The 20,325-nt window shown below is 67.7% G+C and carries 22 protein-coding genes and 2 pseudogenes; 12 read left to right on the top strand and 12 right to left on the bottom strand.

Features of this window, described 5'->3' with window-relative positions; translation table 11 throughout:
- Positions 1–14: 14 nt before the first annotated feature.
- Positions 15–1,898, top strand: a complete 1,884-nt coding sequence (locus ACGFI6_RS27985) for a LamG-like jellyroll fold domain-containing protein (protein ID WP_393123593.1) — start codon at positions 15–17, stop codon at positions 1,896–1,898.
- 91 nt (positions 1,899–1,989) lie between these two features.
- Here the strand turns inward: ACGFI6_RS27985 and ACGFI6_RS27980 are convergent, their stop codons facing one another.
- Together ACGFI6_RS27980 and miaB are read right to left on the bottom strand one after the other, a co-directional pair.
- Positions 1,990–2,673: a phosphotransferase gene (locus tag ACGFI6_RS27980; protein WP_393123591.1), complete on the bottom strand. Its 684-nt coding sequence runs from the start codon at positions 2,671–2,673 to the stop codon at positions 1,990–1,992.
- A complete protein-coding gene (gene miaB, locus ACGFI6_RS27975; RefSeq protein ID WP_393123589.1) occupies positions 2,670–4,142 on the bottom strand; it encodes a tRNA (N6-isopentenyl adenosine(37)-C2)-methylthiotransferase MiaB in 1,473 nt (490 codons plus the stop codon). Before miaB ends, ACGFI6_RS27980 begins: the two co-directional genes overlap by 4 nt.
- 100 nt (positions 4,143–4,242) lie before the next feature.
- Here miaB and ACGFI6_RS27970 point away from each other — a divergent pair, with 100 nt between their 5' ends.
- The 7 genes from ACGFI6_RS27970 (at position 4,243) to ACGFI6_RS27940 (ending at position 10,230) form a co-directional block, all read left to right on the top strand.
- Positions 4,243–5,796 carry an amidohydrolase family protein gene (locus tag ACGFI6_RS27970; protein WP_393123587.1) on the top strand — a complete coding sequence of 518 codons (1,554 nt, stop codon included), beginning with the start codon at positions 4,243–4,245 and terminating at the stop codon, positions 5,794–5,796.
- Between the two features lie 98 nt (positions 5,797–5,894).
- A complete protein-coding gene (locus ACGFI6_RS27965; protein WP_393123585.1) occupies positions 5,895–6,656 on the top strand; it encodes an amino acid ABC transporter ATP-binding protein in 762 nt (253 codons plus the stop codon).
- A 60-nt stretch (positions 6,657–6,716) separates the two neighbouring features.
- A complete protein-coding gene (locus tag ACGFI6_RS27960; protein WP_393123583.1) occupies positions 6,717–7,556 on the top strand; it encodes a glutamate ABC transporter substrate-binding protein in 840 nt (279 codons plus the stop codon).
- Between the two features lie 78 nt (positions 7,557–7,634).
- On the top strand, positions 7,635–8,324 hold the full coding sequence (locus tag ACGFI6_RS27955) for an amino acid ABC transporter permease (RefSeq protein WP_393123581.1): 690 nt from the start codon (positions 7,635–7,637) through the stop codon (positions 8,322–8,324).
- A complete protein-coding gene (locus ACGFI6_RS27950) occupies positions 8,321–9,232 on the top strand; it encodes an amino acid ABC transporter permease (RefSeq protein ID WP_393123579.1) in 912 nt (303 codons plus the stop codon). The genes ACGFI6_RS27955 and ACGFI6_RS27950 overlap by 4 nt, the downstream gene beginning before the upstream one ends.
- Before the next feature lie 130 nt (positions 9,233–9,362).
- Entirely contained in the window at positions 9,363–9,785 is a 423-nt protein-coding gene (locus ACGFI6_RS27945) for a hypothetical protein (protein ID WP_393123577.1), read from the top strand.
- A 13-nt stretch (positions 9,786–9,798) separates the two neighbouring features.
- Positions 9,799–10,230: a hypothetical protein gene (locus tag ACGFI6_RS27940; protein WP_393123575.1), complete on the top strand. Its 432-nt coding sequence runs from the start codon at positions 9,799–9,801 to the stop codon at positions 10,228–10,230.
- Positions 10,231–10,268: 38 nt separating this feature from the next.
- On the opposite strand, the gene ACGFI6_RS27935 is transcribed toward ACGFI6_RS27940, so the two are convergent.
- A complete protein-coding gene (locus ACGFI6_RS27935; protein WP_393123573.1) occupies positions 10,269–11,558 on the bottom strand; it encodes an aspartate aminotransferase family protein in 1,290 nt (429 codons plus the stop codon).
- A gap of 51 nt (positions 11,559–11,609) precedes the next feature.
- Here ACGFI6_RS27935 and ACGFI6_RS27930 point away from each other — a divergent pair, with 51 nt between their 5' ends.
- Positions 11,610–12,704 (top strand): LOG family protein, encoded by a 1,095-nt coding sequence (locus ACGFI6_RS27930; RefSeq protein ID WP_393123571.1) that lies wholly within the window; start codon positions 11,610–11,612, stop codon positions 12,702–12,704.
- Here the strand turns inward: ACGFI6_RS27930 and ACGFI6_RS27925 are convergent.
- Positions 12,697–12,834 (bottom strand): annotated as a pseudogene (locus tag ACGFI6_RS27925) (GNAT family N-acetyltransferase); the annotation flags it as partial. The gene ACGFI6_RS27930 and the pseudogene ACGFI6_RS27925 sit on opposite strands and share 8 nt — an antisense overlap.
- A pseudogene (locus tag ACGFI6_RS27920) lies at positions 12,813–12,935 on the bottom strand (pyridoxal kinase); the annotation flags it as partial. The pseudogenes ACGFI6_RS27920 and ACGFI6_RS27925, both read right to left, overlap by 22 nt.
- Before the next feature lie 54 nt (positions 12,936–12,989).
- On the opposite strand from ACGFI6_RS27920, the gene ACGFI6_RS27915 reads away from it, so the two are divergent.
- A complete protein-coding gene (locus tag ACGFI6_RS27915) occupies positions 12,990–13,697 on the top strand; it encodes an alpha/beta fold hydrolase (RefSeq protein WP_393123569.1) in 708 nt (235 codons plus the stop codon).
- Here the strand turns inward: ACGFI6_RS27915 and ACGFI6_RS27910 are convergent.
- From ACGFI6_RS27910 to ACGFI6_RS27895, 4 genes are all read right to left on the bottom strand, one after another.
- Complete coding sequence (locus ACGFI6_RS27910) at positions 13,678–13,923, bottom strand: DivIVA domain-containing protein (RefSeq protein WP_393123567.1); 246 nt, start codon at positions 13,921–13,923, stop codon at positions 13,678–13,680. The two genes, ACGFI6_RS27915 and ACGFI6_RS27910, sit on opposite strands and share 20 nt — an antisense overlap.
- Positions 13,920–15,038, bottom strand: a complete 1,119-nt coding sequence (gene rlmN, locus ACGFI6_RS27905) for a 23S rRNA (adenine(2503)-C(2))-methyltransferase RlmN (protein WP_393123565.1) — start codon at positions 15,036–15,038, stop codon at positions 13,920–13,922. Before rlmN ends, ACGFI6_RS27910 begins: the two co-directional genes overlap by 4 nt.
- A 156-nt stretch (positions 15,039–15,194) precedes the next feature.
- Positions 15,195–15,854 (bottom strand): C39 family peptidase, encoded by a 660-nt coding sequence (locus tag ACGFI6_RS27900; RefSeq protein ID WP_393123563.1) that lies wholly within the window; start codon positions 15,852–15,854, stop codon positions 15,195–15,197.
- Positions 15,855–15,942: 88 nt separating this feature from the next.
- Complete coding sequence (locus ACGFI6_RS27895; protein WP_393123561.1) at positions 15,943–16,848, bottom strand: LLM class flavin-dependent oxidoreductase; 906 nt, start codon at positions 16,846–16,848, stop codon at positions 15,943–15,945.
- A gap of 61 nt (positions 16,849–16,909) precedes the next feature.
- Between ACGFI6_RS27895 and ACGFI6_RS27890 the strand changes: the two genes are divergently transcribed.
- Both ACGFI6_RS27890 and ACGFI6_RS27885 read left to right on the top strand, forming a co-directional pair.
- Positions 16,910–17,314: a MarR family winged helix-turn-helix transcriptional regulator gene (locus ACGFI6_RS27890; RefSeq protein ID WP_393123559.1), complete on the top strand. Its 405-nt coding sequence runs from the start codon at positions 16,910–16,912 to the stop codon at positions 17,312–17,314.
- A 28-nt stretch (positions 17,315–17,342) separates the two neighbouring features.
- Positions 17,343–18,308, top strand: coding sequence for an LLM class flavin-dependent oxidoreductase (locus ACGFI6_RS27885; protein WP_393123557.1), 966 nt, complete (start codon positions 17,343–17,345; stop codon positions 18,306–18,308).
- On the opposite strand, the gene ACGFI6_RS27880 is transcribed toward ACGFI6_RS27885, so the two are convergent.
- The 3 genes from ACGFI6_RS27880 to frr are packed head-to-tail and all read right to left on the bottom strand — an operon-like array spanning position 18,298 to position 20,290.
- Positions 18,298–18,891, bottom strand: a complete 594-nt coding sequence (locus tag ACGFI6_RS27880; RefSeq protein WP_393123555.1) for a GNAT family N-acetyltransferase — start codon at positions 18,889–18,891, stop codon at positions 18,298–18,300. The two genes, ACGFI6_RS27885 and ACGFI6_RS27880, sit on opposite strands and share 11 nt — an antisense overlap.
- The gene (locus ACGFI6_RS27875; RefSeq protein WP_393123553.1) at positions 18,888–19,733 is read right to left on the bottom strand and encodes a phosphatidate cytidylyltransferase; all 846 of its coding nucleotides are present in this window, start codon (positions 19,731–19,733) and stop codon (positions 18,888–18,890) included. The genes ACGFI6_RS27880 and ACGFI6_RS27875 overlap by 4 nt, the downstream gene beginning before the upstream one ends.
- Complete coding sequence (gene frr, locus ACGFI6_RS27870) at positions 19,733–20,290, bottom strand: ribosome recycling factor (protein WP_393123551.1); 558 nt, start codon at positions 20,288–20,290, stop codon at positions 19,733–19,735. The genes ACGFI6_RS27875 and frr overlap by 1 nt, the downstream gene beginning before the upstream one ends.
- Positions 20,291–20,325: the final 35 nt, after the last annotated feature.

The raw sequence follows: 20,325 nt of genomic DNA, 5'->3' as shown, positions 1-20,325 counted from the left end.
GGGAGCGTGGGGCGATGGACGAGCAGTACGAGACGAGCCGCCGTGGACTGCTGGGGGCGATCGGGGCCGGAGCAGTAATCGCCTCCGGCACGCTCGGCACCGGATCCGCAGCCGCGACGCCGACCCAGGCGACCGGCCAAACCCAGACCGGAGCAGGACAGACCGGAGCAGGGCAGACCGCCGCGGACCAGGCCGGGTCGGCCAGGCGAGGGAGCGGGATCGACACCGAGCATCCGCAGTTCACGCTCGCGGTCGTGCCGGACACGCAGTACCAGTTCGACCAGGACCGTGGTGACGCGGCGCCGCTCAGCGCCACGTTCAAGTACCTGATCGACCAGCGCGCCGAGCAGAACATCGTGTTCGTCGCCCACCTCGGCGACGTCGTGGAAAATGCGCTGGCCAGCGAGTTCGCGCTGGCCGACCCGGTCTTCAAGATCCTCGAGCGCGCCAAGTTCCCGTACTCGGTGCTCGCCGGCAACCACGACATCGACGGCTCGAAGGACGACACGCGCGGCCCGTCGCCGTACCTGGACACGTTCAATCCGCGCCGGTTCCGCTGGATGCCGACGTACGGCGGATCGACCGCGAACGGGTACAACTCGTACCACGTGTTCCGCGCCGCCGGCCGGCAGTGGTTGCTGCTGGCAATGGACTGGCGGCCGTCGGACGCGAGCTTCGCGTGGGCCCGCGCCGTCATCAAGGCACACCCGAAGCTGCCCGTCATCCTCACCATCCACGAGCTGGTGAACGCCGACCACGGCAACCCCGTCGCGTACTTCAGCGACCACGGCAACCGTGTCTGGGAGCAGCTCGTGGATGACAGCGACCAGATCTTCCTGACGCTCAACGGGCATTACTGGCCGCCCGGCCGGGTCACCCGGAAGAATGCCGCGGGCAACGACGTGCACCTGCACATCACCAACTACCAGGACCGGTACTACGGCGGCTCCGGCATGGTGCGGCTCTACCACTTCGACCTCGCGCGGAACACGATCGACGTGGAGACCATCTCGCCGTGGATCATGGCGCAGGACCCCGCGCGGCGCAGCGAGCTGGCCGCGGCGGAGATCGAGCTGAGTGACGACACGAACCGGTTCGGCATCCCGATCGACTTCACGCAGCGGTTCGCCAAGTTCGCGCCGGAGCCGGTCCGCCCGGCGCGTCCGGCCAGGCAGCTCCTGATTCCTGGTACGGCTGCGTATTGGCGATTCGACGGTCCGGTCACGGACCAGGTGATCGACCAGTCCGGGGAGGGCAACGACCTGACCCGGGTGCAGCTCAGCAACGACCTGCCGACTGCTTCGGCGGAGTACCACCCGGACCAGCCTGGGCATGCGAGCTGGCAGTTCCCCGGCGGCAAGAACCCGGCCCGTGGCGGGTACCTGAAGACCGCGGACAACGCGCCGCTGAATGCGATGACGTTCCCGAAGGGGTACACGATCGAGGCGTTCGTGAAGCTGGCCGACGACGGGCAGGACCATTCGTGGGAGGGTCTGTTCACCCGGCTCGGCACCGGGCGGGACGCGGGCAAGACCGGCAGCGATCCGGACGAGCCGGCGGCCAAGCTCGGGTTCTCCGGCGGCCTGCAGGTGCAGTGGGCGGTGTACCCGGCGGACAAGAACGACACCTTCACCAACTGGGGTCACGAGCAGCGGGCCGGCGAGTGGTTCCACCTGGCGATCGTGAACGACGGGCGGCACAGCGTCGTGTACGTCGACTCGTCGGAACTCCTGCGCAACCCGGCCACGCCGTCGAACGGTCTCGCGACGGCCGGCAAGCCATGGCTGGTTGCCGCCGGCCACTACGCGAACACCGTCGACCAGGCCTTCGCCGGCCACCTCGGCGAACTCCGCGTCGTCACCCGCCCCCTCAAGCCATCACAGTTCCTGAACGCCTAACGACAGGACGTAGTGCTTGCGGGCGACCCTTCGCCCGCTTGCTCACGGTGGTCGTCGCACCCTGGCGGCGACTACCTCCTGTCGTTAACAGTCAGAGCAGGGAACGGATGAGGGCTTCCTGTGCGGGCAGGCGGCCGCGCTCCTCGTCGGAGACGTTGGCGTCGCGGGCGCGCGACGCGAAGGCGGCGGAGAGCTCCGGGGTCGGGTCGATCGAGTTGGCGAGGTACGCCGCGAGGGCTTCCCGGATGATCGGGGCGAGCTCCTCGTAGGACGGGTCGACGGCGACCTGCGCACAGATGATCGCGGTGGTCGCCACGTCGAACGCGGGTGAACCCTCGTGGGCGTTGCACCAGTCGATGACGACCGGGCCGTCCGCGGTCGCGATCACGTTCAGCGGGTGCAGGTCGCCGTGCACTACGACGCGACCGGGAGTACCGCTCGGTGCCGGGATCGCTTGCAGCCGACGGTGCAGGTCGGCGTGGATCTCACCGAGCTCCTTGCCCGTGAGGTTCCCCGCGATCGCCGAGTCGGCGAGGGTCGGACCGGCCAGCCGCTGGAGCACCATGTCCGGGCCGTCGACCTCACGCACCTCGGGCACTGGGTAGCCGTGTTCCGCGACGTGCCGCATGTACTTCGCCTCGTCGCGCACCGGGTGACCATTGCGGTAGCGGCGCAGAACCCACCTGTCATCAACGGCGTACAGGTCAGCATCGCGCCCGAACGCGAACGGCTCGGCGCCTGGCGGAAGGAGAGCGGACAGACTGCTCTGCGTCATCCGATCTGGCAGCCGTTCGTTGCCGGCTCGAGGGGCTTGGCGCCGAGGGTGGGCATCCCGAGCATCACGCCTGATGCCTCCGGCGGCGCGTCCTGGGCTCGCTGCCACGCATCGCCGGCGCGCGTCCGGCGTACGGCCCCGAACACGTCCGCGACCAGGTGATGCGGAGCCGCATACGTGACCTCGACCGTTGCCATGTCACCCGGCCGCGGTGCCTCGACACCTTCCGGTACGGCGAAGTGGACGAGCCGATTGTCCGCGCCACGGCCGCTGAGCCGGTGGGTGGCGGCGTCCTTGCGCCCCTCCCCCTCCGCCACGAGCACCTCGACCGAACGCCCGACGAGCGACTTGTTCTCCTCCCAGGCCATGTCGTCCTGCAGCGCGACGAGTCGCTCGTACCGCTCCTGGACGACCTCGCGCGGGACCTGGTCCGCCATCGACTCGGCCGGCGTCCCCGGACGCTTCGAGTACTGGAAGGTGAACGCTCCCGCGAACCGCGCCTGCCGCACCACGTCGAGCGTGCCCTGGAAGTCCTCCTCGGTCTCCCCCGGGAACCCGACGATGATGTCGGTGGTGATCGCGGCGTCGGGCATCGCAGCCCGGACGTCTTCGATGATGCGGAGGTACCGATCGCGGCGGTACGACCGGCGCATCGCCTTCAGTACTGTGTCGGACCCGGACTGCAGCGGCATGTGCAGCGAAGGCATCACATTCGGTGTCTCGGCCATCGCCTCGATCACGTCCGCGGTGAAGTCCCGCGGATGCGGCGACGTGAAGCGGACCCGCTCCAGGCCCTCGATCGAGCCGCACGCGCGGAGCAGCTTCGAGAAGGCGTACCGATCGCCGAACTCCACGCCGTAGGAGTTCACATTCTGGCCGAGCAGGGTCACCTCGAGCACGCCTTCGGCGACCAGCGCCTCGACCTCGGCGAGCACGTCGCCCGGCCGGCGGTCCTTCTCGCGGCCGCGCAGCGCCGGCACGATGCAGAACGTACAGGTGTTGTTGCAGCCCACGCTCACCGAGACCCAGGCGCTGTACGGCGACTCCCGCCGGGTCGGCAGCGTCGACGGGAACACGTCCAGCGACTCGAGGATCTCGACTTGCGACTCCTGCTCGACCCGGGCCCGCTCCAGCAGCACCGGCAGCGCGCCGATGTTGTGGGTGCCGAACACGACGTCGACCCAGGGCGCCTTCTTGGTGATCGACGCCTTGTCCTTCTGCGCCAGGCACCCGCCGACGGCGATCTGCATGCCGGGTTTGCGCGCCTTCACCGGCGCCAGGTGGCCGAGGTTGCCGTACAGCTTGTTGTCGGCGTTCTCGCGGACCGCGCAGGTATTGAAGACGACGACATCCGCCTCGTCCCCCTCGGGCGCGCGGACATAGCCCGCATCCTCCAGCAGCCCGCGCAGCCGCTCGGAGTCGTGGACATTCATCTGGCACCCGTAGGTGCGGACCTCATAAGTACGCATGACAGCCACCAAGAGTACGTGCCGGGGTAGACATTTCCCTACCCGGACCGGGCCCCTGCGACCCCTGCGCAGGGGGCTGGAGCAAACAATAGTGATGGGCATGAACAGTTCCCGCCGTCAGTTCCTCGCCCGTACCGCCGCCGGCGCCGCAGTTCTCGCCGGTGGCACGTTCACCGCCTCCGCCACCGCCACGGCCGTCGCGAGGCCTTCCCGGATCACCGCACTCACCGATGTCACCGTCGTCGACGTCGTCAGCGGTCGCAAGAAGCCGCATCAGACAGTCCTGCTCAACGACGACCGGATCATCGGCGTCGGCCGGATCCCGGTGCCGCGCGGCGCCGTGGAGATCAACCTGTCCGGGAAGTACGTCATCCCCGGTCTCGCCGACATGCACGTCCACAGCCTCGGTGACGAGCGCGTCTCGCCGCCGCTCTACCTCGCGAACGGCCTCACCACCGTCCGTGAGATGTCCGGCGCCAACCCGGCCCTGTACGACTGGCGCGACCGGATCGCCGCCGGCAGCCTGCTCGGCCCGCGGATGGTGGTCGCCAGCAACATCATCGACGGCGACCCGACCCTGTGGGACCCGAACCTGATCAAGGTGATCGTGGTGGACAACGCCGCCGACGCACGGGCCGCCGTACGCCGGGTGAAGTCCGAAGGCGCGGACTTCGTCAAGGTGTACTCGCGGGTCAGTCGGGAGTCGTGGCTCGCGATCATCGACGAGGCCCGCAAGGTCGGGCTGACCGTGCACGGCCACGGCCCGGACGAGGTCAGCTCGAAGGAGGTCAGTACCGCGGGCCAGCGCAGCATCGAGCACATCCACTCGCTCGGCCTTGCCGTGTCGACGCGCGAGGCCGAAGTACGACGGATGCTGCTGAACATCAAGGTCGGCACCGGCGACTACAACAGCTGGTTCCGCCAACTGCACCCGATCGAGTGGATCGCCGCGAACACGTACAGCCCGGCCCGCGCCGCCGACGTGTTCGGAACGCTGCGCCGCAACCGGACTCGCGTCACACCGACCCTGACCATGCACAACGTGCTCGACCAGATCGACTACACCAGCCTCGATCCGGCGCTGGCGAAGTACCTGAGCGAGGACTCGATCGGTACCTACGACTACGTCATCCAGAACCTGTACGCCGCGAATCGCACCGCGGAGGAGATCTCCCACCAGCACGAGATGTGGGCGTGGCGGCAGCGGTTCGTACGGGAACTGTTCGCGCACGACGTACCGATCCTGGCCGGCACCGACACCGGCACGCCCTACTCGGTTCCGGGCTTCGCGCTGCACGACGAACTGGAGCACCTGGTCGGCGCCGGCGCGACGCCGCGTCAGGCCCTGTACGCGGCCACCGTCGAGCCGGCCAAGTTCCTCGGAATGCAGGCCGATCTGGGATCCGTCGAGGCGGGCAAGATCGCGGACCTGGTTGTATTGGACGCCGATCCATTGACCGACATCCGCAACAGCCGACGCATCAACACGGTGATCACCCGGGGCCGGATCATCTCCCCCGCAGCACGTCAGCAGCTGCTCGCAGGCGTGGAGGCCGCGGTCAAGGAGCCGCCGACCGCCGCGTCGATCGCTGCGGGCGGCTGTTGCGGAGGCGGGGCAACCGAGCACTCAAGTGCAGACCGGCGCGGGCTGTGATCGTTCGATCACAGGCCGACCGGCTTTATTGCAGATCGTTACCACCGTGGAACCACCCGGGCCTGCGACCGCCCCCTCGGCTCGGCTAGGTTCTGGCCATGAGCGATTCCGACACGCTGACGAAGAACGGTCTGGTAGCGCTGACCGGCGTCAACAAGCATTTCGGCGACCTGCACGTCCTGAAGGACATCAACCTGTCCATCGACCAGGGCGAGGTCGTCGTCGTGATCGGCCCGTCCGGGTCCGGCAAGTCGACGCTCTGCCGCGCGATCAACCGGCTGGAGCCGATCGACTCCGGCACCATCATGCTCGACGGCCAGCCGCTGCCCAGCGAGGGCAAGGCCCTGGCCAAGCTGCGCGCGGACGTCGGCATGGTCTTCCAGTCGTTCAACCTGTTCGCGCACAAGACGATCCTGCAGAACGTCACCCTCGGCCCCCTCAAGGTCCGCGGCCAGTCCAAGGCCGACGCCGAAGAGCGGGCCAAGGCGCTCCTGGACCGGGTCGGCGTCGGCGCCCAGGCGGCGAAGTACCCGGCCCAACTGTCCGGCGGCCAGCAGCAGCGGGTGGCGATCGCCCGCGCACTGGCCATGGACCCCAAGGTGATGCTGTTCGACGAGCCGACCTCGGCCCTGGACCCGGAGATGATCAAGGAGGTCCTGGACGTCATGGTCGACCTCGCCGGTCAGAGCATGACGATGGTCGTGGTCACCCATGAGATGGGCTTCGCGCGCCGGGCGGCGAACCGGGTCGTGTTCATGGCCGACGGGCAGATCGTCGAGGAAGCGGAGCCGGAGAAGTTCTTCACCGACCCGCAGAGCAAGCGCGCCCAGGACTTCTTGTCGAAGATCCTGACGCACTGAATCACTGATGAACCGCCCACATCCGTGCCCAGCCCAGTACTGAACCAACGGAGGAAAAGAATGCGACAGCGGATCATCGCTGCCCTCGGCATCGCGGGTCTGGCCGCGGCCGGCCTCGCCGCATGCGGCAACGACTCGGGGTCCGGATCGGGCGGCAGTGGCGACAAGGTCACCATCGGCATCAAGTTCGACCAGCCCGGTATCGGCCTGAAGGAAGGCGCGAACTACACCGGCATGGACGTCGATGTCGCCAAGTACGTCGCCAAGGAGCTCGGCTTCGACGAGAAGAACATCACCTTCAAGGAGGCCCCGTCGGCACAGCGCGAGACGCTGCTGCAGAACGGTCAGGTCAAGATGATTCTCGCGTCGTACTCGATCACCGACGCCCGCAAGGAGAAGGTCTCGTTCGCCGGCCCGTACCTGGTCGCCGGCCAGGACCTGCTGGTCAAGGCCGACAACACCGACATCACCGGTCCGGACGCACTGAACGGCAAGAAGCTGTGCTCGGTGACCGGCTCGACGTCGGCGCAGAAGGTCAAGGACAAGTTCGCCGACACGGTGCAACTGCAGAACTACGACACGTACTCCAAGTGTGTCGAGGCGCTCGGCGCCGGTGCCATCGACGCGCTGACCACGGACAACACGATCCTGGCCGGCTACGCGTCGCAGGCTGCCAACAAGGGCAAGTTCAAGGTGGTCGGCAAGACCTTCTCCACCGAGCGCTACGGCGTCGGCCTGAAGAAGGGTGACACCGACACCTGCAAGAAGGTCAACGACGCGCTGAAGAAGATGGTCGACTCCGGCGAGTGGCAGAAGGCCTTCGACAAGAACCTCGGGGACTCGGGGCTGAAGCTCGACCCGGCGACCAACCCGCCGAAGACCTTCGACGCCTGCGCCTGATCCGACCCGCCGGGGAGGAACCGTCCGCGGTTCCTCCCCGGCGTGCTGATCTCCACCTCGTTCCCCTGCAGGAGAAACATGGACGTGATATCGGAGTTCTTCTCCGAGTACGACGGTCTGCAAGCCTTCCGGACGACGATCTACCTGACGCTGCTCTCGGCCCTGTTCGCGCTGGTCATCGGCACGGTGGTCGCGATCATGCGGGTGTCGCCGATCCGGGTGCTGCAGATCATCGGCGCCGGCTACGTGAACATCGTCCGGAACACGCCGCTGACGCTGGTCATTGTGTTCTGCAACCTCGGGTTGTTCCTGCAACTCGGTCTCGCGCTGGCGAACAAGGACTCGCACACCTTCATCAACGACAACAACTTCCGGCTCGCCGTGCTCGGTCTGTCGGTCTACCACGCGTCGTTCGTGGCCGAGGCCATCCGCAGCGGTGTGAACACCGTTCCGCTCGGCCAGGCCGAGGCAGCTCGTGCGATCGGTCTGCCGTTCTTGAAGACGCTGCGGTACGTCGTCCTGCCGCAGGCGTTCCGCGGCGCGATCGCACCGCTCGGTAACGTACTGATCGCGCTGACCAAGAACTCCACGGTCGCCTCGGTGATCGGTGTCACCGAGGCGTCCTCGGTGATGAAGGTGATGATGGAGAACCGGCCCGACAAGCTCTTCGTGGTGTTCGGCATCTTCGCGGTCGGGTTCGTGATCCTGACGCTCCCGGTCGGCGTGCTGTTCACATCGATGTCGAAGCGGCTGGCGGTGAAGCGATGAGCGGCAGCGTTCTGTTCGACGCACCCGGCCCGCGGTCGAAGCGGATCTACCTCGGCGTCAGCGTCGCGTCGATTCTCGTCATCCTGCTCGCGCTCTGGTTCGTGCTGGACAAGTTCCAGGCGAAGGGCCAGTTGGCCGCGGACAAGTGGAAGCCGTTCCTGACCGGCGAGATCTGGACCCAGTACATCTTGCCGGGCCTCGGCGGGACGCTGATCGCGGCGGCCATCTCCGTGGTGTTCGCGATGGTGGTCGGGGTGCTGCTCGGCGTCGGGCGACTGTCGTTGCACGCGTGGGTGCGTTGGCCTTGCAGCGTGATCGTCGAGTTCTTCCGCGCCGTACCGGTGCTGCTGATGATGCTGTTCATGTTCGCGCTGTACGCCAAGTACGAGATCTTCCCGCCGGAGCGGTACGCGCTGGCGGCGGTCATCACCGGGCTCACGCTGTACAACGGCTCGGTCGTCGCGGAACTCGTACGGTCCGGCGTCTACGCGCTGCCGAAGGGGCAGGGTGAGGCCGCGATGGCGATCGGGCTGACCAACGGCAAGTCGATGCGGCTCATCCTGTTGCCGCAGGCAATCACCGCGATGCTGCCCGCGATCGTCGGCCAACTGGTCGTGATCCTGAAGGACACCGCGCTCGGCTACATCATCACGTACGAGGAACTGCTGCGTAAGGCCGAGCAGATCGGCAACTACAAGTCGAACCTGCTGGCGGCGTTCATCGTGATCGGCGCGATCTTCGTCCTGATCAACTACCTGCTGACCGTCGTGGCCCAGCGTGTCGAGGGCCTCATGCGGCGCCGCGGCCGCTCCGCGGGCGGCCCACTCACGGCGGACCCCGTCGACCAAACCGGCGCCCTCGCCGGCAGCACCAACCTCGGCACCCCGCCAGACAACAGCGGCACCTGAACATCTCTCACCTACAAGGTCCCGGGACGCTCCGTCCCGGGACCTTTTCTTTGCTCCAGGCAACTGATGACTTTCCGTGGCGCTATGCTGACGTTCGGTTACTCAACATCTTCGACAGGGAGGATCGATCATGCGAGTTCCGCAGGTTTTGACGGCCGCGGTGACCGCCGTGCTGGCGCTGACGGCAACGGCCGCACCCGCGCACGCGGCCGCGGCGCGCCCGAAGTGCGCCGTACCCAGTGTCAGCAAGGTGTTCGACCACGACCAGACCGGCGGCTGGTGGGCCATCACGGTCGATATGCACTGCGACCACAAGTACACGAAGGAGTTCGTGCTCTCGGTGTACAACCGGCGTACGGGCGAGCCGTACTTCTTCGAGACCAAGCCCACCCTGGAGGGCACCTACCACAAACTGGTCACGGTTCCCTCCACGCCGCCGAGCGCGAAGGAGTCCGCGTGCGTGGACGCGTCGGCGGCGATCTACGGGCCGAACGAGGATCCGCTGCACAGCGAGCGCACCTACGACTGCTTCCCTACCGCCTCGCCGGCCTGACGAGGAGACGACGATGAAGCGAACCCGGGTACTCCTCACAACCATCGCCGGTACGGCGCTCCTGGCCGGCCTGCCCGCGACGGCGACCGCTGAGCTACGACCGACCGGCCAGAGCCAGGACTTCTGCTGGGACGCCGATGCGAACTTCGCACCGGCCGACGGCGGCACACGTGGGCGGGCCAACGTGCGCGCGCACTGTGAGGCCAACTCGGAGTCCTGGCGGGTCGACGTCTACGTCAACGGCGAGTGGTGGGCGTACAGCACCGGTGGGAAGATCCCGGGGATCGGCGAGCGCTGGATCGGGGTCGACGTTCCCCGGATGCCGAAACCGAACGACAAGCGGGGCAACTTCGTCTGGGCCAAGGTGACCTACAAGCTTGGCACCTGGGTGAACGTCTACCGGGAAGAGCTCGGCTGGTTTCCCTGCAAGACCTGTACCGACTGAACGAATAGGCCCCCGGTCGCCCGGGGGCCTATTCGTTGTCAGCGGAGGGTGTTGAAGGAGTCGCGGATGATTTCTAGGGCTTCGGTGGCTTCTTGTTCGGTGAGGGTCATGGGTGGGGCCATTCGGAGGACGTTGCCGTAGAGGCCGCCCTTGCCGACCAGGAGGCCGCGGTTCTTGGTTTCCTGCTGGAGTTTGGCGGTGGCGGCCGGATCGGGGGTGTTGTCGTCGGGTTTGACGATCTCGGCGCCGAGCATCAGGCCCTTGCCGCGGACGTCGCCGAGCTCGGGGAACTCGTCGGAGATGCCGCGCAGGCCGTCGACGAGCTGGGCGCCGCGCTTGGCCGCGTTCGCCTGCAGGTCCTTGTCGAGCAGGTAGTCGATGGTCGCCTTCGCCGCGGCCGTCGAGATCGGGTTGCCGCCGAACGTGGACAGCGAGTTCGCCTTGATGCTGTCCATCAGGTCGCCGCGCGCCACCACACCGCCGATCGCGAACCCGTTGCCGAGCCCCTTCGCGAACGTCATCGCATCCGGTACGACGTTGTGCGCCTGGATGCCCCAGAAGTGGTCGCCGGTGCGCCCCCATCCGGTCTGCACCTCGTCGGAGATGAACAGGATCCCGTACTCGTCCAGCACCTCCTTGAACGCGGCGTACAGGCCGTCCGGCGGCGAGGAGAACCCGCCAACGCCCTGGATCGGCTCGGCGATCAGGCACGCGACGTCGCCCGCTGTCGTGGTCTCGATGACGTTGCGCAGATCGTCGACGCAGACCTTGATGTAGTCCGCGTCGGGCAGCTCGCGGAACGGGCTGCGGTACCGGTACGCACCCTGCAGGTACTGCACGTTCACGGGCGACAGGCTGCTCGCGGACCAGCCGCGGTTGCCGGTGATCGCCACGGTGCCGAACGCGCGGCCGTGATACGAGTTGCGCATCGCCAGGACCTGGTTCGAGCGGCGCGCTTGGGTGGCGAGCAGGAGCGCCGTCTCGTTTGCCTCGGTACCGGAGTTCGCGAAGAAGACTTTCGCGTCCGGGATGCCGGACAGCTCGGCGATCTGCTCGGCCAGCTCGATCTGCTTACGGATCAGGTACACGGTCGACGTGTGCGCGATCCCGGTACTGAGCTGTTCGCGGACCGCATCGGAGATCTCCGCGATGTCGTAGCCGATCGCATTGGTCAGGATGCCGGCGAAGAAGTCGAGGTACGTCGCGCCCTCGGCATCGGTGACCCGACGGCCGGACCCCTGCACAATCTCGATCGGCTCCTCGTAGTACAACGCGAGCCATGCCGGCATGACGGCCTTGTGACGCTCCCAGAGCTCCGCATGTGTCATGTCCAACCTTTACACCTCATCGTGCACACCTAGCCAGCTAGGGTGCTCTGCGTGACGTTGCCGAGCATTCCGCATGTGGATATCGAGTCCTTGGACCAGTTCGACCGGCTGCTGGCGGCGGGGGCGACCGCGATGGCCGGCTGGCGGCTGCAGTCAGTCGATCTCACCCGGCGTACGGCAGAACTGCTCGCACTGAAGCCGACCGGGTCGGTGTTCCTCGGCTGCGTGCTGGCGGAGCAGGCCGATGCGTGGGTCCGGGACGGCGGTGGGCTGGTGTTCCCGGCGATCCCGGAGCTGCCGTTCGACGCCTACCGCGGGCGGCTGTACGACGCGGACGAGCTCTACGCCGGCCTGGAGTACGGGTACGAGGCCACGCCGGACGCGCGGATCTACGCCTGGTCCCGACAGCACGACGAGAAGGGCGACACCAGCCGTACGCTCGCCGCGGCCCTGCACGACCACGCGATCGCGGACGCCCTCACGGAGCTGCCCGACGGCAAGCCGTGGGTCGGTGTGATGGGCGGTCACGGCGTACTGCGCGGCGACCCCAACTACCGCGCCGCCGTACTTCTCGGACGCACGCTGGCTCGCCAGGGCCACCTGGTTGTGACCGGAGGCGGTCCGGGCGCGATGGAGGCCGCCAACCTGGGTGCCTCGCTGGCGGAGTACGACGACGCCGCCGTGGAGCGAGTGCTGACCACGCTGGCCGCCGTACCGTCGTTCCGTCCGTCAATCGCTGCCTGGGCGACGGCCGGTCTGGACGTACGGCGGGAGTTCCCGGGCGACGGTGGGGTGTCGATCCCGACCTGGTTCTACGGGCACGAGCCGCCGAACGTGTTCGCGTCTGCGATCGCGAAGTACTTCTCGAACGCGCAACGCGAAGACGTCCTGCTCAGCCGTGCCCGCGGCGGCATCATCTACCTCCCCGGCGCCGCCGGCACCGTCCAGGAAATCTTCCAGGCCGTCACCCCGAACTACTACGGCGACCCCGCCACCCAGATCCCCCTGATCCTCGTCGACATCGACCACTGGACCAACAAACTCCCAGTCTGGCCCCTCCTCCAGTCCCTCGCCGGCACCCGCCCCATGGCCCGAACCACCCACCTCGTAAACACCATCACCGAAGCCACCACCCTCATCAGCTGAGCACCTTCGTCAGCTTGAGGTCCTCCTCGGCGAACCCCAGGCGCTTGTAGAACGCGCGGGCGTTGGCATTAGCTGCACCGGTGTCGAGGGTGATCGCGGTGAGCCCGTGCTCGAGAAGTTCACCGTGTACACCGGCAGCACCTCCACGCCGATGCGCTGGAGCGGAAACACAGCTGCCGAGTTGCCCACGTGTCCGTACGCAACCGCTGACTGGATAGAGAGGATCTTCACCAACCGATCATCCCATTCCCCCACGACCCGGCCACACGGGTCTACTGTGCGCCCATGGGTGAGTTCGTACTGGTACCGGGAGCTCGGCTGGGCGCTTGGGCATGGGACGCCGTCGCGGGGAGCCTGCGCGGTGCCGGGCATGCGGTGTACGCCGTGACCCTGAGCGGCCTGGCGGAGCGCCGTGATCCGGATGCAGACCGGGTCGGGCAGCAACAGCACGTCGACGACATCGTCTCGGTGATCGAGGGCAACGAGCTGTACGACGTGGTACTGGTCGGACACAGCTACTCGGGGATCCCTGTCGGGCAGGCTGCCGGGCGGATCGGTGACCGTCTCCAGCGGGTGGTGTACGTCGACTCGAGCATTCCGGCCGAGGGCCAGTCGTTCGTAGACGGGTGGGACGAGGACGACCGGGCGTGGCTCGAGGAGCAGCTCGTCGAGGGCGACGGCACTTGGCTGCCGGCCGAGGCGGAGCACTTCGTCGACCAGGACCTGTCCGACGAAGCGGTCCGCCAGCTGGTGCTGCGCAGTACGCCGCACCCGGGCCTCACGTTGACGCAACCGGCGCAGTTGGCCCGGCCGATCGGTGAGCTGCCGACGACGTACGTCAAATGCCTGATGGCAGGCGATACACCCGCGCCCGACGTACGGGAGAAGCTGGAGTCACCGCACTGGGAGCTGGTCGAGCTGCAGACCGGTCACTGGCCGATGCTGTCCCAGCCCGAGGCGCTTGCTCAGCTGCTCAGCGCTGCTGCTCGCTGAGCTTGGCCTCGGCCAGGTCGAGGAACTGGTCGACCTCGTCGACGGAGTAGCCCTCGCGGAGCCGCACCGGGGTGAAGGAGACGTTGCGGACGTCCTCGGGCGTCATCGGCGGCCCGATCGGCTGCCCGTTGAGCGTCGCGGCCAACCGCTCGACGAACGCGTCGACCTCCTCCGGCGCGTACCCCTCGCGCCAGCGGACCCGGCTGAACTCCGCAGGCCCGATCATTTGCTCGCCGCCGCCAGCTGCCCGCAGGCGCCGTCGATCTCCTGGCCGCGGGTGTCGCGCACCGTCACCGGGATGCCGCCTGCCTCCAGGCGACGGACGAACTCGCGCTCGTCGGCCGGGTCGGAGGCGGTCCACTTCGAGCCCGGGGTCGGGTTCAGCGGGATCAGGTTGACGTGCACCCAGCCCCAGTCGCCGCGGGCGTTGAGCTTCTCGGCGAGCAGGTCGGCGCGCCAGGCGTGGTCGTTGATGTCGCGGATCATCGCGTACTCGATCGAGACCCGGCGCTTGGTCTGGCGCGCGTACTCCCAGGCGGCGTCGAGGACCTCGTCGACCTTCCAGCGGTTGTTGATCGGCACCAGCTCGTCGCGCAGTTCGTCGTCCGGCGCGTGCAGCGACAGCGCCAGCGTGACCGGGATCCCCTCGGTCGCGAGCTGGTTGATCCGCGGCACCAGGCCGACCGTCGAAACGGTCACGCCGCGCGCGGAGATCCCGAGCCCTTCCGGCGACGGGTCCGTGAACCGCCGGACGGCGCCGATCACGGCCTTGTAGTTGGCCATCGGCTCGCCCATGCCCATGAACACGATGTTCGAGACGCGACCCGGTCCGCCGGCAACCTCGCCGCGCGCCAGCGCCCGCGCGCCGTCGACGACCTGCTCGACGATCTCGGCGGTCGTCATGTTCCGCGTCAGGCCGCCTTGGCCGGTCGCGCAGAACGGGCATGCCATCCCGCACCCGGCCTGCGAGGACACGCACATCGTCACGCGCCCCGGGTACCGCATCAGGACCGACTCGACGAGCGATCCGTCGAGCAGCTTCCACAGGGTCTTGCGGGTCTCCCCGTTGTCGCACTCCAGGTCGCGGACCCGGGTCAGCAGCGGCGGCATCAGGTCGGCCACCAGCTTGTCCCGGCTCGCGGCCGGCAGGTCGGTCATCTCGGCCGGGTCGGACACCAGCCGGGAGAAGTAGTGGTTGGACAGCTGCTTGGCACGGAACGCGGGCTCGCCCAGCGCCGTCACCGCCGCGCTGCGTTCCTCCCCGGAGAGATCGGCAAGGTGCCGCGGCGGCTTCTTGGCGCGGCGCGGCTCATCGAAAACAAGAGGCAGGGAGGTAGACATAACTGCCCCATTCTCCCCCGCCCGCGCCACGCTTCACAAATTCACATCCCATGCCGCCGGTCACACCGGATCCCCAGGCCGACTTTGTGCACCAGATCCGCGCTTCGAGGCGGTTCGCGTACGGACCTGGTGCACAAAGTGCGCGAGGGCGGGTGGTTAGGCCGCGTAGCCCTTCGGGGGGATGAGGGTGGCTAGTTGGTTGAAGGTCAGCCAGTACGTCGCGGTCGGGGCGAAGCCGGCTGGGTCGGCGATCAGTACGGTCTGGTCGCTGGAGTCGTACCCGATCACGGTGAAGTAGTGGTAGATCGTGTAGTTCGGGTAGCCCGGCGGGTGGTTGCTGGCCGGGGCGACGATGTTGGCGACGATCGGGTAGTTGTTGTCGATGTCCAGGACGACGTCCCGCCAGAGCAGGTCTCGCTGCGCCTGGGTGGGCGGGTCGTTCGGCATCTCCTTGGTCTCGTACCAGCCGGTGCCGAGATGGTTGTTGAGTACGCGAGTGACCTGGCCGATCCAGTCGGTGCCGTTGGTCGTGGTCGGTAGCTCGTTGGCCAGTTGCTGCTGACTCGGCGGCGAGATCCGCGCGGAGAGCGCGATCCGCGTCGCGGCCGGGCCGCACCAGTACCCGGTCTGCTGGTACTGGAAGTCGATGTTCAGCGTCTTGACGCTCTGCGTCGAGTAGCCAAGCTTCGGCACCGGCTTGGAGGTCGCGACCGGCACGCTGTCAGGTACGGCGGTGGCAGCATTCGCCGGAAGCACCGCGGCGGCGATCAGGGCCAGACCGCCTAGGGCGGCCTTGAACTTCGTCGTGGGAATCATGTCAGCTCCTCACTGGGACGACCGGGGCGGATCGTCCTGTGTTTGATCCTGACACATAGGGCTGCTCTGCGGTGAAAAAATCACCGACCTATTCGATCTGGGTGGAAGGGTCGATGATCTCCCGCACGAGCCAGCGCACGGCCCGCTCCGGGTACGGCCGCGGGAGCGACAGCACGATGTGGTCGAAGCCGAGCCCGACCGCCTTCGCCACGATCGCCCGCGTCCCGGCCGGGTCGTCGTAGGAGACGATCTGCTGCAACGAGCGGCTGATCGTCGACGGGTCGCGCCCGATCCGCTCGCACTCGGCGTCCAGCCTGTGCATCCGGTCTACGAGGGTGTCGAAGTCGGTGTGCGGCGGGCCGCCGATATTCCACTGGTCCGCGTACTGCGCGACCAGTCGCAGCATGCGATTGCCCCAGCCGCCGATCAGCAGCGGCGGTCCGCCCGGCTGAACGGGCTTGGGCGAGTTCCGGTTGCCTTCGAGCGTGTAGTAGCGGCCGCGGAAGTCGAACTCCTCTTCGGTCCACATCCGGCGCAGGATCTCGATCGTCTCGCGGAGCCGGTCGACCCCCTCCCCCGGCGGAACGAGCGTCAGTCCGTACGCGGCGTACTCCTCGATCGCCGGATTCGGCCCCGGGATGCCGCTCAGCCCAGCCGGCTGATGCGTGCCGCCGGCGCCGAGCCCCATGATCAGCCGGCCGCCGGAGATCACGTCGAGCGTGCTGGCGATCTTGCCGAGGACAGCCGGCGGGCGGATCCGGTTGCTGGTGACGAGCAGGCCGAGGCGGAGCCGCGTGGTCTGGGCGGCGAGCGCGGTCAGCAGCGTCCAGCCCTCCAGGACGTCGCCGTTCTTCGGGCCCGCCAGCGGAAGGAAGTGGTCCCAGAGCCAAGCGTCCCGGATCTGGGGCACCTCGTCGGCCTCGAGCCAGACGCGCTGGATGTCGGCGTACGGAACATGCATCGGGGTGGTCTTCAGACCGAAGGTGGGTTGCATAATCATCAGGATAACTGATGATCAGCACTCCTGACGATCAGTTGCCCGGTAGATTTGCGGTATGGCGTCCGACCGGCTGGGGTACCTGCTCAAACACGTCCTCGCGCAGCTCACCGAGGCGCAGACGAAGGCGCTCGCGCCGCACGGCCTGAACGGCCGCGACCTGGCCGTGCTGTCCGCGATCGTCTCCGGCGAGCCGCTCTCCCAACTGGAGGTCGCGGCCCGGCTGCGGGTGGACCGGACCTCGATCGGCGACCTGCTGGACGGGCTCGAGGAACGAGGCTTCGTCGAACGCCGGCGTAGTCCGGAGGACCGGCGCCGGAACGTCGTCGTACTGACGGAGCTGGGCGAGTCGACCTTCGAGACCGCCGAGCGGATCCGGCTGGATGTCGAGGAATCGTTCCTGGCTCCACTGGACTCCCCTGCCCGTTTCCGTGAGGACCTCCGGCTGCTGCTCGGGGAATGAGGGCTCCGGCAGGCAGGTTGGACTTTGCATGCTCTCGGTTCCGCTGTCAGTACTGGACCGCTCTCGGACGCGTGTAGGCGAGACGGAGGCGGAGACACTCCGTGCGACCGTGCAGGTGGCACAGCAGGTGGAAGAGCTTGGCTACAAGCGTTTCTGGGTGTCTGAGCACCACAGCGTGCCTGGTGTGGTCGGCTCGGCGCCGACGGTTCTTGCTGCGGCCGTTGCCGCGCAGACCGATCGGATCCGCGTCGGCACCGGCGGTGTGATGCTGCCGAACCACAGGCCGCTGGTCGTGGCGGAGCAGTTCGGCGTCCTCGAATCGCTGTTCCCGGGCCGCATCGACATGGGCCTCGGGCGCTCGGTCGGCTTTACGAACGGCGTCCGGCGGGCGCTCGGCGTCGACAAGGATGCGGCGGACGACTTCACGACTCAGGTCCAGGAACTGCTCGGCTTTCTCGCCGGTACGGCACCCGACAGCGTCCACGCCCGACCAGGCGAAGGACTGCACATCCCGCCGTTCGTCCTCGCCGTCGGCGAAGGCGCCACGATCGCTGCGACACTCGGGCTGCCTGTCGTGCTGGCCGCGCGTCCTGACTCGGTCTCGTTGCTTGAGGATTATCGGACTACGTTCCGCCCGTCTGCCTGGGCATCGGAGCCGTACGTCATTCTCGCGGTCACTGCCGGGGTAGCCGACTCGACCGAGAGTGCGCGGGAACTGTTGCTGCCCGAGGCGTGGGCGAGTGCGTACTCACGGACCCGTGGCGTGTTCCCTCCGCTACAGGCCGACGTGCCGACTGAGCTGACCGACCGCGAACGGGAGTACTTCGAGAACGCCTTGCGCGGACAGATCTACGGAACGCCCGCCGAGGTCGATGAGACGCTCAGCGACCTGGTCCGCCGTACCGCTGCCGACGAACTGCTCATCACGACGAACACCTTCGACCGGGCGGCCCTGCTGGCGAACTACGCCGCGCTGGCGAAGCTCACCGGCTGATCCGGTCCTCGAGCCGCTTCCGCACGTCCGGCCACTCGTCGGCCAGGATCGAGAACACCACGGTGTCGCGGAACGAACCGTCCGCCTGCACCATGTGCCGACGCAGGACACCCTCACGGGTCGCGCCGAGCTTCGCGATGGCGGCCTGCGAACGAGTGTTCTTCAGGCCGGTCTGGATTTTCACGCGGCCGAATCCACACGTCTCGAAGGCGTGCTCGAGCAGTAGGAGCTTGGCGGCCGGGTTTACCGCGGTCCCCCACACGGCCGGTGTGTAACCGGTGTAGCCGAGGTGGATCCGCTCGTTGCGTACGTCGACGTCGGCGAGGCTCGACGTACCGACAACGGTGCCGTCGGCAACCAGGCGGACGGCGTACGCGAACCGGTGCGCCGCGGCCGGGATCCACTTCGCGCGCATATCCTCCGCGCTCGCCGGCATCGCGGCAGGGCCGCCGCCGAAGCCGCCGGCATACACCTGCTCGTTGCCGATCGCGGCGTAGAGCTCGTCGATATCCGATGCCTGCAGCCGATCGAGGCGCACGACGTCGCCGACGAGCGGGCGGCCATCCGGAACAACGGTCATCATTTCACCAGCAGATGTAGGAGGAGCCAGACGATCGGGGCGGTGGCGAGCAGCGAGTCGAGGCGGTCCATCACGCCGCCGTGACCGGGCAGCAGGTTCGACATGTCCTTGATGCCCAGGTCGCGTTTGATCATCGATTCGCCGAGGTCACCGACCGTCGCGGTCAGGACCGCGACCGCGCCGATGATCGCGCCGACCCACCAGTCGCCGTCCAGCAGGAAGACGACAGCGGCGATCCCGGCGCCGATGCACACCAGCGCCGAGCCGGTGAAGCCCTCCCAGGACTTCTTCGGGCTGATCGTCGGCGCCATCGGGTGCTTGCCGAACAGGACACCGGCCACGTAGCCGCCGACGTCACTGGCCACCGTGACCGCGAAGAACGTCACCACCCGGCCCGGGCCGTCCGCGTCCGGCTGCACGAGAAGGATCGCGAAGCCGGCCAGCAGCGGGACGTACCCGATCAGGAACACGCCGGCGCTCACGTCGCGCACGAACCCGACCGAACCGCCCGGCATCCTCCAGAAGATCGTCCCGAGAACGGTGACGCCGAGCGCCACGAGCAGCGCCATCGGGCCGCCGAAGTACGCCGCGAGCAGCATCGCTGCCGTACCGACGAACAGCGGGACCCTCGGGATCACCGCACCGCCGGTCCGCAGCGCCTTCATCATCTCGTCGACCGCGACCAGCACGACCACCAGCACGAGAACGACGAACAGGACCTTCTGCCAGTACAGCGAGCCGAGGATCAGCGCGATGAGCCCGACGCCCACCGCGATCGCGGCAGGCAGGTTGCGGCCGGCGCGACTCGGGCTGGGACTCGGCGCGGGCGTACTCTCGACGCCCATCACACCTCGAGCAGTTCGGCTTCCTTGTGCTTGAGCAGGTCGTCGATGGAGTCGACGTGTTTCTTCGTCAACCCGTCGAGCCGCTTCTCAGCACTCTTGCCCTCGTCCTCGCCGGCGTCGCCGTCCTTGACCGTCTTGTGCACCTGGTCCATGGCGTGCCGGCGGATGTTGCGGACCGAGACCTTGGCGTCCTCGGCCTTGGTCTTCGCGACCTTGATGTACTCCTTGCGGCGCTCCTCGGTCAGGGCCGGCAGCACGACCCGGATGATCGCGCCGTCGTTGCCCGGGTTCACCCCGAGGTCGGAGTCGCGGATCGCCTTCTCGATGGCCGCCATCGCGCCCTTGTCGTACGGCGAGATCAGCACCGTGCGGGGCTCCGGAACCTGGAACCCGGCCAGCTGCTGCAGCGGCGTGGGACTGCCGTAGTAGTCCGCCAGGATGCCCGCGAACATCTGCGGGTGGGCGCGGCCGGTGCGGATCGCGGCGAAGTCGTCCTTCGCAACCTCCACGGCCTTCGCCATCTTCTGGTCGGCGTCGCGGAGAGCTTCGTCGATCACGACATTCCTCGCTTCCTCTGGGCCGCCTCGGCGCA

The sequence above is a fragment of the Kribbella sp. NPDC048928 genome (assembly GCF_043197975.1).
Lineage (GTDB): Bacteria > Actinomycetota > Actinomycetes > Propionibacteriales > Kribbellaceae > Kribbella.
The sequence above is the reverse complement of the archived record's forward strand: the minus strand, read 5'-3'. Positions and strand labels throughout refer to the sequence as shown.